The organism is Streptomyces sp. NPDC101132, assembly GCF_044759225.1.
Classification (GTDB): Bacteria; Actinomycetota; Actinomycetes; order Streptomycetales; family Streptomycetaceae; genus Streptomyces.
Window position 1 is genome coordinate 468332 of record NZ_JBIVYX010000001.1, and the last position, 15018, is coordinate 483349.

Below are 15018 nucleotides of genomic sequence, written 5' to 3' on the forward strand. Positions count from 1 at the left end.
CCTCGTGTGCATGCGCTGCGATCTCGCGCGGACCAACCTCATCACACGAAACGCCGACCGCCTGTGGGGGGGCACCGGCAAGGACCGCCGTTCGCGGCCGGTGACGGCGTTCCCCTGCGCGACATCCCCGGTGCGGGGCACGCCGGTTGGACGGCCGGTCGAGATCTCCGCCGACCGGGTGCCTGGCGCCGCAGGGTGTGCGCTGATCCTTTCACCCCAAGGTGAGCCTGGGGCAGCCCCGAAGGTCGGCCTGACGGTCGAACTCGCCACCGGCATCGGGCATCGGGCATCGGGCATCGGGCACACCATGCCCGACGCGAGCAGGTCTGCGTCGGCCCCTACCGCTCCCAGCCCTCCGCGCAGAACGTGGGCTCGCTGACCATGACGTCACCGGCCCTCGTCGCGTCAAGTACCAGCGCGAGCCCGTCCCAGACGGCGGCTCCGCTGAGGCAGAAGAGCAGGCCCAGGCCGTGGTCCTCCACGTGCCGGATGATGGCCGCGTCCAGGACGGAAGGCGTCATGCCGACGAGCGGAATGCCGGCGTAAAGCACCTGCGGTCCGCTGCGGCCGTACGAGGTCACAGCGCCCAGCCGTGGAACGCCGTCCGGCTGTGGCCAGTAGTGCGCGCTCACCCCCGCCTTCTCGAACCGCTCCTCGCTCAGGTTCCACTGCCCGGCCTCGGCGAACCACCATGAGGGGAACCGGCCGATCCGTCCCGCTGGCGTCTCGCCGCCCAGCGCCGCCGCCACCTGGGCCGGGCTCATCCCGAACCGCAGCGGCCCGACCCGCTCCTTCGGCACCCAATCCCAGCGCGGCCGCTCCTGGTCGGACGCCACCGGCCAGGCCCCCGGGTTCCACGCCCGCCCACGAACGTCACACCAGTGCAGGACCGGCGGTGTCGTGTAGGGCGCGTCGGCCAGTTCGGGCCCGACGAACAGCGCGGAGGTCGCCACGGTGTCCCTCGGCTCCAGCCAGCCTTCGGCGGAGACACCCACTTCTCGCCCGGTGCCCACGGACACCCCCCACGCCGCCACCTCCGGGTCACCGCTCCAGTTCACACCCACCGCAACCCCTTCCGCGCGGGCGTGTTCATGGATCTCGGCAGTGAGCTCGGAGGGAACCCGGCCGATCAGCTCGACTTCCCCCACCCGGACCCGAGGGCCTTCCACAGCGTCGACCACCAGGCCCGCCAGGATCATCCCCCGGTCGTAGAGGCAGGTCAGACCTGTCCCCTGGTATCCCTGCCACGTCAATCCATCGGCTGAGACCTGACCGTTGCCGGCGGTCGGCCCGCCCAAGGCGGCTTCCACCTCGTCGGAATCCATCCCGAACCGGAGGGGCCCCAGCCCCTTCAGCGGCTCCAGCACCCAAAGCGGTCGGCCCTCCGGGTTCTTCACCCACCCGTCCAACTCAATTCCCCCCTCCACGCGGGTACCGCCCGCCGATCACGAACCAAGGCTACGAGCTCCCTCTGATGGCCGATCACCTCCTCGATCCCAGGGGTCCCGGCCTGAGGCCCGAATGCGGGCACTGACGTGGCAGCTCACTCCGGCCGTGGCCAGGCCAGCTGCCAGAGACCCGCCCCCGCCTCCTGCCTCGCCAGTCCGGTGGACGCCTCTGCGAGCTTCTGTGCGATATGGCTCTGGGTGAGCACCACATCCGGGATGCGGGGGACTCTGTCTCCGTCGTACAGCACGAGTGAATCCCAATCCTCCGGATCGGAGATGCCGCGCCGGTCGACGATCACCGCACGTGTGGGCACTGGCAGCTTCGTCGCGGCGACGGTCGCGGCCGCTTCGACGCGCGCCGCCTCCTCGAATGTGAGCCCGTCCAGCCAGAGTGTCTGGATCTCGCAGCCCAGCGGCTCGTAGGCGAACGTGTCGATGATGTTGGTGTTAGCCGAGAACCACCAGGTCATCGTGATGTCGGCGATGCGGTGACCGAGCAGCAGCCCCAGCTCCTCCTGCTCCATGGGCACCTGCTCGCCCTCGACGTCGAGGACGAACGGAACGCCTCTGACCGGGTGCGGCAGGACGATCCCTTGCTCAGCGAAAAGCTCCACCTGCTGCGCGAAGACCGACGTGGCCGCGGATTCCCGGTACCAGCGAATAAATCCGTCAGCCATGGCTAGCAACTCGGCAGCGTGAAGATGTGCACATTGTCTTCTCCAAAGACCTTCTTGGCCTGCTTGATCGCGGATTCCGGCGTGTTGTCGGCAAGGTAGTAGATCGCCTTCACGCCAGCCTGGTCGGCGGCATATTTGTTGATCTTAAGTGCGGTTCCGAACTTGGACGGGTTCTTGGCTTTTGCTCCGCCGCCGACGAACACGTACTCACCGTTCGGCCCGATGACATCGAGGCCGCTGGAGCCGACGTTGGGCATTTCGATCTTGATGTCCTGCCCCTTCTCGTCCTTGGCCAACGTCCCGCCGATCAGCTTGGCTATGTACTCCTCGCGCTTGAGGCCCAGACCGCCTGGGTCATTGCCTCCATCGGCCATCGGCACGAACGAGCGGTTCGGGCCGTACGCGAAGAATGCCGCACCACGTGACGCGGAGCGGCTCTTCTTCTTGTCAGTCACGCATGCCGGGAGCTTCTTCCACGCCTTCTCGAGGATCTCGTCGCTCTTGTCGACCAGCTTCTTCGCGGTGGCTGACCTGTCGAGGAACTCGCCGATGCCCCAGATGACCTTGCCGATCCTGGGGAGCTTGCTGACCAGCTTGGCGGCCTTGGCCCACGGCAGGTTCGAGACGATCGCCCACACGCACGTCGGGATGTCGGGGTCGTCCCAGCACTCCTGAATGTCCTCGGCTGCGAGTTCGATGAGGATCTCGGCGCCGTTCTCCGTCAGGTAGTCGAGGAGGCCCATCTCTGCGAGCTGGCGTGCTGCCTCGTACTGCTCGACGGTGATACCTGCAGCTTCGAGTGCCTCACGCTCGCCGTCTTCCAGGTCGAGCAGTGACCCGTCGCTCTTCTCCTTGGTCTTGGCGGCCTCCTGACGCGCCTTGCGTTGCGCTTCGCGCTGATATTCCTCCGCTTTCTTGGCCGCTTCACCGGCTTCCTTGGCGTACGCGCCGGCGTTCTTGGCCGCGGTCTCGGCTGATGTGGCCCGCGCCTCCGCGGACGCGGCCAGCTTGGCGGCGTCGACCGCCTCCTTCTCTGCCTTGGCGGCCGCGGTCTGGGCGGTGCTCGCTTCCTTCTCCGCGAGGGTGGCCGCGCTGTTGGCGGCCGTGGCCTGGTTGTCCGCGTCCGTGGCGGCGGCGCGGGCGCGCTCTGCTTCGGCCTCGGCCTGGGTGGCCGCGGTGCGGGCCGCCGCTGCGTCCGCGAAGGCCTGCGTGGCGGCCTGGTTGGCCAGCTTCACGTCTGCCCGGGCCTGGGCGTCGGCCTTGCCGGCTCGGGAGGCTGCCGCACGGGCCTTGGCTCCGTCCTCGGCAGCCTGCGCGGCGGACTTCATCGCGGCCACCGCGGAGCGTGCGGCGTCCGCGGAGGAGCGGGCCGCCGCTGCCGACGCCTTGAAGGCAGGGGCCAGCTGGGCGTTGGCGCGTGCTGCGGCGGCTTCCGCCGCTTCGGCAGCCTTGACTGCCTCGGTTGCCCTGGCCTCGGCCTTGGTGACCTCCTCCTGGCCCATGGCCAGAGCTGCCTGTGCCACCTCGGCGGCGAAGTCGGCGTCCACGTCCGTGGCGGTGAAGGGCGCGACGAGGAGGATCGCGGAATTGGCCGGGTCCGCGATGCCGGCGGCGCTGGTACGCGCCGACGTGGCGGCCTGGAGCGCGACGGTGGCCTGGACGCGGGCCATGGCCGCTTCACGGGTGGCTCCGTCGGCCTCCTCCCTGGTGCGGTTGGCCGCCTGGAGAACCTGGTTGGCCTGGATCGCGGACAGCCCGGCCACTCGGGACGCTTCGTGGGCGGCGGTGCCCGCGCGCGCTTCCTGCGCGGTGGCCTCAGCCGCCTGGGCGTTCGCCCGCTGCGTCGCGGCGCGGGTGGCCGCAGCCTGGGCTTCGGCCTTGTTGGCCGCGGCGTTCGCCGTGAATGCAGCGGCTTCGGCCTTGTTGGCTGCGGCGTCGGCTCGCGCGGCGTGTGCCGTGGCCTGACCGGCTGCGGCGCGGGCTCGCGCCGCAGCGCCGGCGGCCTCGATCGCGGCCTGGCGGGAACGCACCGCCGCACCCGATGCCGCGTCAGCGGCATCGCGCGCCTGGCCAGCGGCGCTCTTGGCTGCGTTGGCCGCGGCCCGGGCCTCGGCCGCCGCGGTGCGGGCGGCCCCGGCCTGTTCGGTGCCCTCGGCCTTGGCGGCCAGCGCCTCGGTCGCGTTGGCGCGCGCCTCCTCAGCACGGTGCAGCCGCTCCATCTCGAACGCCTTGTTACGGGCGTTGCGCGCGTTCGTCTCGGCGAGGGCCGCCTTGTCGTCGGCGCCCGCGGCAATGGTCTCCTGGGCCTGGGCCGTGGCGCGCTTTTGTGCGGCCAAGGCCGCCGCCGCCTGCGCGTCCGCGCGCTTGGCCGCAGCCGTACGCTGCTCCGCTTCCGCACGCACCCGGGCCTGCGCGGCACGGTCCCGCTCCTGTTCGGCGCGTACCCGCGAGGCCTCCGCCAGCTCGCGCTCTCGCTGGGCGATCGCCCGCTGGTCGGATGCGACCTTCGCCTGGCGCTGTGCCTCGACTCGTGCGTCGCGGGTCTTCTTCGCGTGCGCCCATGCCTGCACTTCGGCCTGTTCGGCGTCGGTGCGGGCCTGGCGTGACTTGGCCGCCGCCTCCTTGGCGATCTTCGCCTGCCTGGCGGCCGCCTCGGCGAGACGGGCCGCAGCCTTGGCGTGCTCCTCGGCGTTGGCCCGCCATTTGGCGGCCCGCTGAGCGTGGAGCTCGGCTTGGTTCTTGGCGTTGAGACCGGCTGCGTCGGCGGCTGTTGCGTCCACCGCGTGCTCAGCTGTCGCCGCCGCCTTGGCCGCCGCGTCCGCCGCGGCCGAGATGCCGGATGCGACCTGGGCCCACTGGACTCCGTACGTCAATCCGGTCTCGATCAGGATGTCCGCCTGCACCTTGGCCTGCAGTGCCGCCACCTGTGCCTGCTTCGCGGCCGTCTGCGCGATGTCGACCTGCCGGGCGACCTCGGCCTTGACCGGCCCGTAGTCCGAGACGCGCTTGCCGGCACGGTCGGCGTCGAGCATCCGATCGGCTTCACGTGACTGGCCGGCCGCCGAGCTCATCGCGTTCGCCGTTGTCTTGAGCGCTTTCACCGCCCTGCCATGAGCAGCGATCAGCTTCGTACGCGCCTCGGCCGCGCGGGCGGTGTCCTCCGCCAGCTTGCGCAGCTTCTCCGCTGCCTCGAGAGCTTCCTTCTGCGCCTTCTCCTGCGCCTCCCGGTCGTCGGCGTCCTTGCGCGCCGCGACCAGGTAGCCGTTCGCCAGGAACTCCGCGATCACCTTGTCGTCGCCCGTGGCCAGGGCCGCCTGAGCGGCGCGCTTGACCTCGGGGCCGCCGATGGCGACGAGCATCTCGACCCGCGTGCGGTTCTCTGCCGCGCGTTCCTTGTCGTTCTGCTCCGTCGCCCTGTCCCACTGTCTGGCGATCTCGGCGCCGAACGCCAGGAAGTCGACACGATCCCGTGCGGAGCCCTTGAGGACCCTTTCGACTTCCGAGTTGAAGTACGGGCCTCCCGTGCCCCGCAGGGCCTGGATCTTCTGCAGGTTCTCGACGTCGGCCGCGTCGCGCTTGTCCTTGGCCCTCTGACGTGCCTCGGCCTCGCCCCGCTCCAGGAAGTCCCGGATCGCGTTCGGATCCGTACTGTCCAGAGCCTTCCTCGCGGCCTGACGGACTTCCTCCTCCTCGTCTAACTCGGCGAAGTCCTCGACCAGCTGTCGGTCGCGTTGCGCGCTGATGTCATCGAGCGCGGAACGCGGCGGGAGGGGCGGAGGCGGTGGCTGGTTCCGCAGGGCGGCCAGCAGGCGCGTGACGTCCGCCTTCGAGCCGGTACGCTCCTCAGCCGCGGCTTGCGCCGTCATACCTCCCAGCAGCATCACGGCCAGCGCGGCCGACACCGCCTTGCGCACAGCGCCGGGCACGTGGCCCCTCGCATGTCGCCGTCCGGCCGATGGCCGGAATCCACCCAACACAGAAGAATCCCCCTCACTGGAAGAAATGGAATCCCCTGCCCGCGCGGGACGGACAGGGGGAACGATTGGGCCCCCGGACGTTCGCCCGAGCCGGTGCAACCGAACCGTCGGGCCGTTGGCCGCCGGTCGCGTGGCGTCAGCCCGTGACCCGGCTCTCGTTGTCCCGGGCCTCGTCGGCCATCACCTTCCAGAAGCCGGCCGCCTCGCCGGCCTCCGCCTGCTCCGTCGACCAGTCGCCGCTACGTGATTGGGCCGGAGCGCTGATGTGCTGCCACACCTCGTCCGCGCTCTCCTTGGACACCCGGCCCGTGCTTCGCCAAGCCTCGGCCTGGGCCGTGGCCGTGGCCTGCTCGGCGATCCAGGCCTTACGGGCGCCGTCCGCGTGATCGGCCACAGCCTGCCAAGCCCCCTCGGCCTCGGCGCGCAACTGCGCTGCGCCGGGCGACGACCTCAGGGCTGCCTCGGCCGTCGCCACCCTCGCGATCAGCATCGACAGCTCATGGCGACGACGTACCTCGGCACCGGTCACCCGAAGCCGAAACGCCTCAATGTCCAATGCCGCACCGGAGGCCCAGCCATAGCCGAAGAACTCCGCCACGTCCTCGTCCGTGGAACCGGCACGCAGCGCCCACTGCGCCGCCACCCGGACCTGCTCACCCGGATCACCCATCGCGATCCCCCGGACGAAGGCACGGTGCCGGTCGGCGATCAGGAGCCGGTGCTCCGTCTCGGCCGATCGCCCGGTGCGGTCCCGCTGCTGGGCTGCTGCGTAGCCGGTCTTCACGAATGCGGCACGGTCGGCATCCGATCCCCTCAGCGCCCGCTCCGCGGCCGACCGCACCTCCGGGGAGAACCCCACGGGGTGCGTACCTACGACCCGCTCGCAGAATTCGCGGTTGCGCGACCGTGTATCGCTCAGGCGCTTCCTCGCGACATCATGGCCACCTCCAGGTGCCAGCCAATCCGCGATCGCCGCATCGCCACGCGTACTGCGCAAGGCGTTCCACGCCGAAGTACGCATCTCCGCGGGCAACCCGGACTTCGCGATCTTCAGCACATGCTTCCGCGCTGCATCGGCCGCGGTGGCCGCTGTCAGCGCCGCCGGATCGTCAACCGCCACGGTGCTCGCCCGGACCGGAGCCGCGTCGACGAGGACCCCGCCGACAGCCAGTACACCGATGGCCACCGCGGATGCGACCCACCGCTGATGCCTCATGCCGCGGTCGGCCGACGTGCTTCCCTTGCCTGTCTTCCCCATTGATCAGGGAGCCAGCGGTGCGGAGATCCGCCAGGCTGCCCGGCGGCCGAATTCGGGCGTGCCCCCGGTGCCGATGGGCCCGGTGACCGCGAAGTTGGGGCGGGCGAAAACGTACCCCCATCCAGGCGCGAGCCACATCGGCCCCATCTCGCTCTGCTGTGTGAAGGACACGCCCCCTCCCTCAAGAGGCTTGCGCAGGCACCAGGAGGCACTGTTCCGAAACGCGGCACTCCGATCGTCGGCGGCCGTCTCCACCCGAAGTGCGCTGCCCTCCTCGGCCTTGCCGCTCCTGAGGTAGTAGCCGGGGTTGCGCACCGACTCGAAGGAGTAGCAACCAGGCTCACCCGCAAGTGACGGCACGATGACCCAGGTGGCGTTCTGGCGGTCGGCCGACGCGCTGTGGTCCGCGAGGCCGCTGCTCATGAGGACCCTGCCTCGCCCCTCCCCGGACTGACGCGCGTGCTGGCTGACGTCCCCCGCCATCAAGGACTGGCGCTTGAGCCGGTACTGCGCCTCCGGCTTCAAGAACCGCGCCACATCGTCGTCGCCGGCGGCGAGGGCCTTCTTGGCCGCGGCCACCAGGTTCGGGTTGACGCCGCCGCGTTCCGCAGCGGCCTGGATCTGAACGGCCAGCCTGCGATTTCCCTCCGCGATCTTCTTGCGCCGGATCTCGTCATCGCGCTTGTAGGCCGCGTCGGCGCCGGTGTGGATGTACTCCTTCCAGTCCGCCGGATCGGTGCTGAGTGCCGCCCGCTGTCCCGCGGCGAAGAGCTCACTACCGCGCAGATCAGCGGGGGCCTGGCGCAGCAGCTCACGGATGAAGTTGTCGTCGCTCAGCGCGAGCATGGCCTTGCCGGGTTCGATGCGGAACAGGGCCGCGGCGCTCTTGCGACGCTCGATCTCCTTGCGCCGCTCTGCCTCCTTGCGGTTCTGCTCCTCGAGCTCCTTCAGCTCGTTGGCCACATCCCGCTTGTGGGCCTCCCGAGCACCGTTGACGATGAACTCCCGCCAGTCCGCCGCTTCGCCGAGCAGTGCCTTCAGCGCCGCGGCCCGCACCTCAGGGCCGGATGCCTCGTGCCTGGCGACAGCCCGGATGAAGTTGTCGTCGCTGAGGGCAAGCAGCTCCGGGGGGCTGGGGATGCCGATCGTGAGCAGGACCTGGGACTTGGCCAGCCGGGCTGCGCGCTCTGCCTCCGCCTTGCCTCGCTCGCGCTCCTGGTCGAGCTTGTACGCCTCGTGGATTCCGGTCACGATGAACCGCACATGGTCCCCGGCAGCGGTGCTGGCCAGCGCCTGCTCGGCCGCAACCCGGACCGCCTCCAGCTTCTCGCCGGAGTCATTGGCCTTCTGCCACAGCGCGTGGATGAAGTCGTGATCGCTGAGAAGGAGTACGTCGGCGGTCGGGTCGAGACGGACTACAGCCGCGGCGTCGACGCGCTGCGCGTCGGTCGTCTGGATTCCCGCCGCGCGGACGGAGGCCTCGGATGGCCCGCCCTCGGGGGCGCCGTCTGCGAGGGCGCTGGGCGCCACGCTGCGACGGTCCATGGCGTCAGTGCCGGAATCTCCCCCGTGGGGGCGACAGGAACGCGGTGACGGACCGGACGAAACACCCGCATCGACACTACCCACCAGTAATGATCTTGCTCAGTTCGTTTTCGGGCGATGCCTGGCCGAAACCCCTCGTCTCGGTTCAACGGAAGCCTGCGAATGGCCAAAAGGCTGATGAACGAAGCGAGGTTGTCCACATGAGCCACCTCCTCCACACCCTGGCGCGACCACGCGACTGTCGGTGGGACGATCGCTGGATGCCGGTATTGCGGAAGGGATGGTGAGTGCCGTGTCCGTTCTGGTGGACCTGGGTGCCCAGCTGGATTCGGAGGATGCCGCCGTCGTGCTGGCGGCGGCCTGGGAGGTGTTCCAGGTGTGCGGCGGTGTCTCCGACGCCGTCGCCTTCGAGGAGGGGAGCGACGAGCTCCAGGCGCTCGTCGCCGCCCAGAAGTGCGCGGCCGGGCGGGACCTGATGCCGCTACCCACGACCGGCGGTCCCGTGCCGGTTCCGTCGCCGGGACCCGGTGCCGGCGGGCTCGATCCGTACGTGCGGCTCCTGGCGCACGTCGAGCAGGCACTCGTACGGCTGGCAGCCACCGCGGACTCCGTGGGCGAAGGAGCCGCGCAGGTGCTCGGGGAGGCGGCATCGCTGGCGTCCGGTGCCGCGGCCGCGCTGGCGGCGGTCCGGGAGGCGTCGTGACCACGCTCGGGGAGCTGTTCGACACCGCGGTCGCGCACCTTCAGCGCGTGCCCGAGATTCCGCTCGCCTCGATGGACCCCGCGGAACGGGTGGCCTGCCTCGGCGAGGTCGACTCCTTATTGGAGCGCGTACAGAAGGGGCTGGGGCCGCGCGCGTACACGCCTGTCCCGACCTCGGAAGAGCGACCCCTGACCTGGCCGGAGCAGAGCATGGAGCACCTGCTGGGCCAGGCCCGCGCTTCGCTCGGCACCGCGCTGTCCCACCTGCGGACCCCCGCCGCGGAGGACGCCGGCCCCGCCGGGGACCTGGTACGGGACGCCGCAGTGGCCGTCGCCGCGGTACGGGACACCATCGGCAGCCACCTGGGGCCGGACCGGGCGCCGCTCACCCCGTACGCGTATCTGCTGCGGCACCAGTTCGCGTTCGACTACCTGAGCCGCCGCTACTCCGAGGTCGCGTGGAGTACGGCCCGAGTCTGCCATGCCCTGGCCGGCGGTCCAGCATCGCCCGCGGGACCCGGGATCGACCATCCGGTGGCGTACGGGGCCCCGGCACAAGCCCGGCAAGCGCTGGGGTGCCGGCCCGCCGCGCGGTGTCCAGCAGGGCGCCCGCGGCGGCCTGTTCGGCGGTCATCACCGCCGCGTACGCGTTCGTCAGGGCTTCCAGCTCCCGGTGCTGGACGGGATGGAACCGCTGGGCGGGGTCGAGGCCGGGCGGGCGGTGCTCGGGGACCTGGGACACCAGGCCCACCTGCGCCCGCCTGATCGACCAGGGTGCCGCGGCGGCCAGCTGCCACCCCGCGGCCGGCAGGCGGTACACACGCCATCGCCGAGCTCCGTAAGGCCTGGGCCGTCGCCGGCATGCCGTCCGCGGCCCGCCCGTCCGGCAGCTCGGACGCCACGTGCAGCAGTGTCCTGCCGGCCAGGATCCGGGCGATGGACGTCCAGTGCGAGAGCTGCTTGATGTACGCGCCGCTCAGCCGCTGCTCGTCCCGGTCGTGCAGGGCGCCGTACGCGGCCCGCGACAGCCGCTCGCTGTCCTCGGCCAGCCGGGCCGGGACGGCACTCGTGGCGCCCTCCGCCGTGGCCTGCACCGGGACGTGCCGCCGGAAGGCGGCAGCCCGAGGCGCTCGCGGAAGGCGCGGATCTCCGAGACCTGCTCGTCGACGTAGCCGGTGGCGTCCGGGGAGACCACCGCGTTCAGCTGCTGGCGGGCCTTCTGGTCGTCCAGCCAGGCGTACTCCTCCCACCAGTACACCGCCGCGCTGATCGCCCCCCTCGGCGTGTGCTCGAACCCCACCGCCACGCCGTCCTTGTGGTCCTTCGGCGGGTCCAGCGTGATCTTCTTGGCCCGAGCCGGCGTCATCGGCGTTTTCCCGGGCGCGGCCGTGCGCGGGGCACTCGCGGACGGTTTGGCGTCGACGGCAGGCCGGCCGCCGCCGTCCTCCTCGTCGAAGAGCGTCGCGGCCGCGTACCCGCCGCCGGCGAGGAGCGCCGCAGCCAGCAGCCCCAGTCCCGCGAGCGTCATCCGCGCCGGCCGGGCCTGCTGCGCCTGACGGCTCACGACTTGCCCGCGGTCAGGTTGTAGGCCATCAGGATCAGCGCCTACGTCGCCCCGATCCCGCCCGCCCCGATCAGCGAGAACAGCACACCGGTCTTCCCGCGCGCGGCCCACTGCGCGTTCTGCGAGTTCTGCCCGACGGCGATGGCGGCCCAGGACAGGAGCCCGCCGAGCACGGCCATGGCAAGCCCCAGCCCGGCGGCCCATCCGAGGATGCTGGTCACCGTGTTGTTCAGCTGGGACGGCACGGACGGCGTGAACTTCGGCACGGGGTCGGCCAGCACGACGTCGGAGATACGTATCGGACACCTCTCAGGCAGGGAACGGAAGGGGTACGGACGACGCCGCGAGCGGTACGGGCTGCGCCGCAGCCGGCAGTGGGTCGCCCCACGCGTCATGAGCGGTGGAGAGCACGGCGGCCGCGAGCTGCGCGGCGGCCTGTTGGGTACGGGGCTGGACGCGGCCGGCCCGCAGGCCACTGCCGCGGACCCCGCTGTCGCAGGGCAGGTGTACGACGGCGGCCGTCCGGCCGGAGAGCATCGTGGCCGCCGCCCGTACGACGGCGGGCCGCCGTCCCTCGCTCGTGGCGACGAGGACGGCGACGGCACGGTGCAGTGCCAGCCCTTCAGCGGACATCGCCATGACCGCCTGCTGCAGCGCCTGCACCCCCTCGGCCGACGCGGCCGCGCACAGCACCGGCACCGCGTACGGCACCTCGAACCAGCCACGCGCGCGGCCGGTCGTACCGGTGCAACGGGCCGTCAGAAGGTCCTGGGCCAGGGGGAAGACACTGTCCACGACGACGGCCTGCCAGCCCCCGACCGCAGCCAGCTGGTGCCAGGCGGCCGGATCCGAAGGCAGGTCGAGGGGCTGGGCCGTCCACTCCCGCAGGTCGGTGAGCGCCTGCCAGGGCACGGGTCCGCCCATGACCGCGCACGCGGCCCGGACCGCGCCCCTGGACAACGGCTGGGCCGGCGGCAGGGCACTCAGCCCCCGCCCTGCTCGCCGGCCCAACCCGGCCAGGGCGACGCGAGACGGGGCCCGGGTCGAGCACCACCGTGTCGGCCGCGTGCGCCAGTTCGGCGGCCAGCAGGTACGACACGGTGGACCCGCCCGCGCCGCCGGTCGCCGCGAGGACGGGCACCATCAGCCGCGCGTCGCGCTGCAGCGGAGCCAGTAAGCCGGACCGCTTCCCATCGAACCCCCAAGCACAGCAAAGCTTTGCTTACGTGAATCCTATGCGCAAGAATGGTGCCACATCAAACGCAGAGGCGCCTTACACGCACGACCCGGGCGCATATGAGCAGATAATCAACAGCAGCGCCGATGAGCAGTGATGGCGTAGTGTCACGGACCGCAAGCCAGAGGTGAGCACATTCACTTCTGGCCAGCGTGGCCGAACTGAGTGGTTTGGTAGAGCAAAGTCGACTGATCGCCAAGGAACTGCCCCGGATGTCCGACGGGGCACGGCGGGGGGCTGGAGTGCAGGCGAAGCGCTGGATCACGGCGGTCGCGGCGGGGGCCGTCGCCACGCCGACCGCGTTAGGGCTGGGCGTGGTGATGCTGGTGGCCACGCTCGCCCAGGACCGCGACGACGGCGGCAGCGGCTCGTGGCCGACCGGCAGCACGCTCCGGATAGGGGGACCGAACGGAGTCCCCGCCGAGTACGCACCGCTCATCCTCAAGGCCGCGGCCGCCTGCCCGGAAGGGCTGCAACCTTCGATCCTCGCCGCCCAGCTCTGGGCCGAGTCCAACTTCGACCCCGGGGCCGTTTCCCGCGACCCGGCCGGGCGTCCGATCGCCTACGGCATCGCGCAGTTCATACCGTCCACCTGGGAAGCGGCCGGCGTCGACGGTGACGGAGACGGGGTCAAGGACGTCATGAACCCGGCCGACGCCATCCCCGCCCAGGGCGGAATGATGTGCAAGCTCCTCAAGAGCGGGAAGTCGCACCCGCAGTACGACGGCTCCCCCATCGAACTGGCCCTGGCCGGCTACAACGCCGGATGGGGCAGGGCCGACCAGTTCAAGGGCGTGCCGCCGCGCTCCTTCGCGGGCGGGGAAACGTACGACTACGTACAGAAGATCCTCGAACGCTCCGTCATCTACACCGCGCCCGCCGAAGGCGGAGCCGTCGATCTCCCCGAGGGCTACACCCTCCCGGCCGGCACTCCGCCGCAGGTCCGCACAGCCGTCGCGTGGGCCCTTGCCCAGAAGGGCGGCTGGTACAGACTGGGCGGCGACTGCACCAGGGCACACGGGACCAACCCCGCCCACTGGTGCGACTGCAGCTCGCTCATGCAGAACGCCTACCGCGCCGCCGGAATCGACATCCCCCGCACCACCTTCCTGCAGATCAAGCTCCCGCACGCGGTGCCGTTCGACAAGGTCAAGCCCGGCGACCTGGTCTTCAACCCCGGCAGCGACGGCAACGAGTCAGCCCCCCGGACACGTCGGCATGTTCATCGGCGCCACGGCCGCCGAGCCGGAAGGCTGGATCATCGAAGCCCCGCGCACCGGCGTCCGCACGCGCGTGGTGAAGTACAGCAGCTGGCGGCACTCGACGAACTACCAGACCAAGGTGGTCGGCGTCCGACGGGTGGTGAACTGGTGACCGCGACGAGCACCCCGGAGGAGACCCCGGTGGACCAGGACCCTCTGTACCGCCCATGGGGCACCGTGACCCCCGAATTCTGGACTGGTGCCCCCACCCACACGCCCGAGGACACCGCACAGGTCGCGTCGCTCGACGTACCCGGACGCCTCGCCCGGATCCACGAGGCTGCCACCGCGGGCGAACCCGAAAAGGCCCTACTCCTCGCCGAGGAACTCGACACCGCCAGCACGGCGGCGCACGGCGAACTGCACCTGGACACCATCCAGGTCCGCGAGGTCCGGGGCTACCTCACCGACCTGGCTGGCCACCCGGACACAGCCCTGGCCTGGTACCTGAACACGGCCCGCCTGCGCTCCCGGCTCCACGGCCCCCACGCGGAGGACACCGACCAGGCCGTCCGCCGCGCCTACAGCCTGTGGCGCCACATGCCCGCCGCCCAGGCGCGAGCCGCCGCGGAAGCCCTGCTGGCAGCCATCACAGAGATCCAGGGCGAGAACGCCCTGGCCTCCCGCTGGACCCGCCACCGCATCACCGAGCTCTCGTTGGGGTGAGCGGAGATGTAGAGGCAGTCCTGCAGATCCGTGCCGTTGTGTACGTGAGGCCGATGCCAACCACGGCGGACGGCCCCGCTGATAGCGCCGTCAGGTTGGTCGTCCTCACTCCCAGGGGTCCTGCCCTGTGGCTCTAATGCGGCGCTGCTCTGGGCCTGTCAAGAACCTTGGACGTTCGACCGCCCACAAAGGGGTGCCGGAGAGCGGGTGCCGTGGGAGCTCAGCTCGGAAGATCCGGATGAGGAATTCCACCATGCCGCAGTGATAGAGCTGCCAAGTGTCTCGGCCCCGCTCGTAGACAAGCACGGGCCAGTCGTCCGGACTGCCGTCCGTCCTCAACCAGCAGAGCAGGTCAGCAGTTCCGTCCGTTGCCCAGGCGAGTAGCTGATCGGGATCAGCATCGACGCCCGCCAGCCCCTCCGACTCCCATTCATCGCGGGCGACCCACGATTCCTCAGCCATCTCCCCCGCTGGCCGGCCCACCTCGTCGAGGGTGGGCACGAAGACCGCGAGGAAGTTCTCGATGGCTCCTGGGCCGTAGTGCTCTATGAAGGCCTTGTAGTCCGCGGGGAACCCGGTTCCCCACGCACGCTCAAGGGTGTGCCAGTCGACACTGACGCCGGCACCAACGTGGGGAGGCATGACATTGAGCAAATCGTTGATCGACATCCCTCGAACTTCC

At 70.8% G+C, this 15018-nt stretch carries 11 protein-coding genes; 2 read left to right on the forward strand and 9 right to left on the reverse strand.

All coding sequences use genetic code 11. The annotated features are described in order from the left end of the window. Nucleotides 1–338 precede the first annotated feature (338 nt). The 5 genes from ACIQUR_RS02255 to ACIQUR_RS02275 all read right to left on the reverse strand — a co-directional run bounded on the left by ACIQUR_RS02255 (nucleotide 339) and on the right by ACIQUR_RS02275 (nucleotide 8905). Nucleotides 339–1397: a hypothetical protein gene (locus ACIQUR_RS02255; protein ID WP_403656879.1), complete on the reverse strand. Its 1059-nt coding sequence runs from the start codon at nucleotides 1395–1397 to the stop codon at nucleotides 339–341. A 146-nt stretch (nucleotides 1398–1543) separates the two neighbouring features. Further along, nucleotides 1544–2125, reverse strand: a complete 582-nt coding sequence (locus tag ACIQUR_RS02260) for a hypothetical protein (protein WP_403656882.1) — start codon at nucleotides 2123–2125, stop codon at nucleotides 1544–1546. A gap of 2 nt (nucleotides 2126–2127) precedes the next feature. Next, nucleotides 2128–6051 (reverse strand): hypothetical protein, encoded by a 3924-nt coding sequence (locus tag ACIQUR_RS02265; RefSeq protein WP_403656885.1) that lies wholly within the window; start codon nucleotides 6049–6051, stop codon nucleotides 2128–2130. A gap of 187 nt (nucleotides 6052–6238) precedes the next feature. Beyond that, a complete protein-coding gene (locus ACIQUR_RS02270; RefSeq protein ID WP_403656888.1) occupies nucleotides 6239–7288 on the reverse strand; it encodes an ALF repeat-containing protein in 1050 nt (349 codons plus the stop codon). A gap of 75 nt (nucleotides 7289–7363) precedes the next feature. After that, nucleotides 7364–8905 (reverse strand): AbfB domain-containing protein, encoded by a 1542-nt coding sequence (locus ACIQUR_RS02275; protein WP_403656891.1) that lies wholly within the window; start codon nucleotides 8903–8905, stop codon nucleotides 7364–7366. Nucleotides 8906–9197: 292 nt separating this feature from the next. Between ACIQUR_RS02275 and ACIQUR_RS02280 the strand changes: the two genes are divergently transcribed. Further along, the gene (locus ACIQUR_RS02280; protein WP_403656894.1) at nucleotides 9198–9608 is read left to right on the forward strand and encodes a hypothetical protein; all 411 of its coding nucleotides are present in this window, start codon (nucleotides 9198–9200) and stop codon (nucleotides 9606–9608) included. A gap of 975 nt (nucleotides 9609–10583) precedes the next feature. On the opposite strand, the gene ACIQUR_RS02285 is transcribed toward ACIQUR_RS02280, so the two are convergent. The 3 genes from ACIQUR_RS02285 to ACIQUR_RS02295 are packed head-to-tail and all read right to left on the reverse strand — an operon-like array spanning nucleotide 10584 to nucleotide 12095. Further along, the gene (locus ACIQUR_RS02285) at nucleotides 10584–11171 is read right to left on the reverse strand and encodes a hypothetical protein (RefSeq protein ID WP_403656897.1); all 588 of its coding nucleotides are present in this window, start codon (nucleotides 11169–11171) and stop codon (nucleotides 10584–10586) included. Nucleotides 11172–11212: 41 nt separating this feature from the next. Beyond that, nucleotides 11213–11452, reverse strand: coding sequence for a hypothetical protein (locus ACIQUR_RS02290; RefSeq protein ID WP_403656900.1), 240 nt, complete (start codon nucleotides 11450–11452; stop codon nucleotides 11213–11215). A gap of 28 nt (nucleotides 11453–11480) precedes the next feature. Next, the gene (locus ACIQUR_RS02295; RefSeq protein WP_403656903.1) at nucleotides 11481–12095 is read right to left on the reverse strand and encodes a hypothetical protein; all 615 of its coding nucleotides are present in this window, start codon (nucleotides 12093–12095) and stop codon (nucleotides 11481–11483) included. Nucleotides 12096–12620: 525 nt separating this feature from the next. On the opposite strand from ACIQUR_RS02295, the gene ACIQUR_RS02300 reads away from it, so the two are divergent. Continuing rightward, nucleotides 12621–14336 (forward strand): transglycosylase SLT domain-containing protein, encoded by a 1716-nt coding sequence (locus ACIQUR_RS02300; RefSeq protein ID WP_403656905.1) that lies wholly within the window; start codon nucleotides 12621–12623, stop codon nucleotides 14334–14336. 105 nt (nucleotides 14337–14441) lie between these two features. Here ACIQUR_RS02300 and ACIQUR_RS02305 read toward each other — a convergent pair whose 3' ends face one another. Next, nucleotides 14442–15005, reverse strand: a complete 564-nt coding sequence (locus ACIQUR_RS02305) for an SMI1/KNR4 family protein (RefSeq protein ID WP_403656908.1) — start codon at nucleotides 15003–15005, stop codon at nucleotides 14442–14444. Between the last annotated feature and the right edge of the window lie 13 nt (nucleotides 15006–15018).

Bases quoted from the DNA above. Each gene is read 5' to 3' on its own strand.
- ACIQUR_RS02305 (WP_403656908.1), bottom strand. From the start codon at position 15,005: ATGTCGATCAACGATTTGCTCAATGTCATGCCTCCCCACGTTGGTGCC.
- ACIQUR_RS02300 (WP_403656905.1), top strand. From the start codon at position 12,621: ATGTCCGACGGGGCACGGCGGGGGGCTGGAGTGCAGGCGAAGCGCTGG.
- ACIQUR_RS02260 (WP_403656882.1), bottom strand. From the start codon at position 2,125: ATGGCTGACGGATTTATTCGCTGGTACCGGGAATCCGCGGCCACGTCG.
- ACIQUR_RS02295 (WP_403656903.1), bottom strand. From the start codon at position 12,095: ATGGGCGGACCCGTGCCCTGGCAGGCGCTCACCGACCTGCGGGAGTGG.
- ACIQUR_RS02275 (WP_403656891.1), bottom strand. From the start codon at position 8,905: ATGGACCGTCGCAGCGTGGCGCCCAGCGCCCTCGCAGACGGCGCCCCC.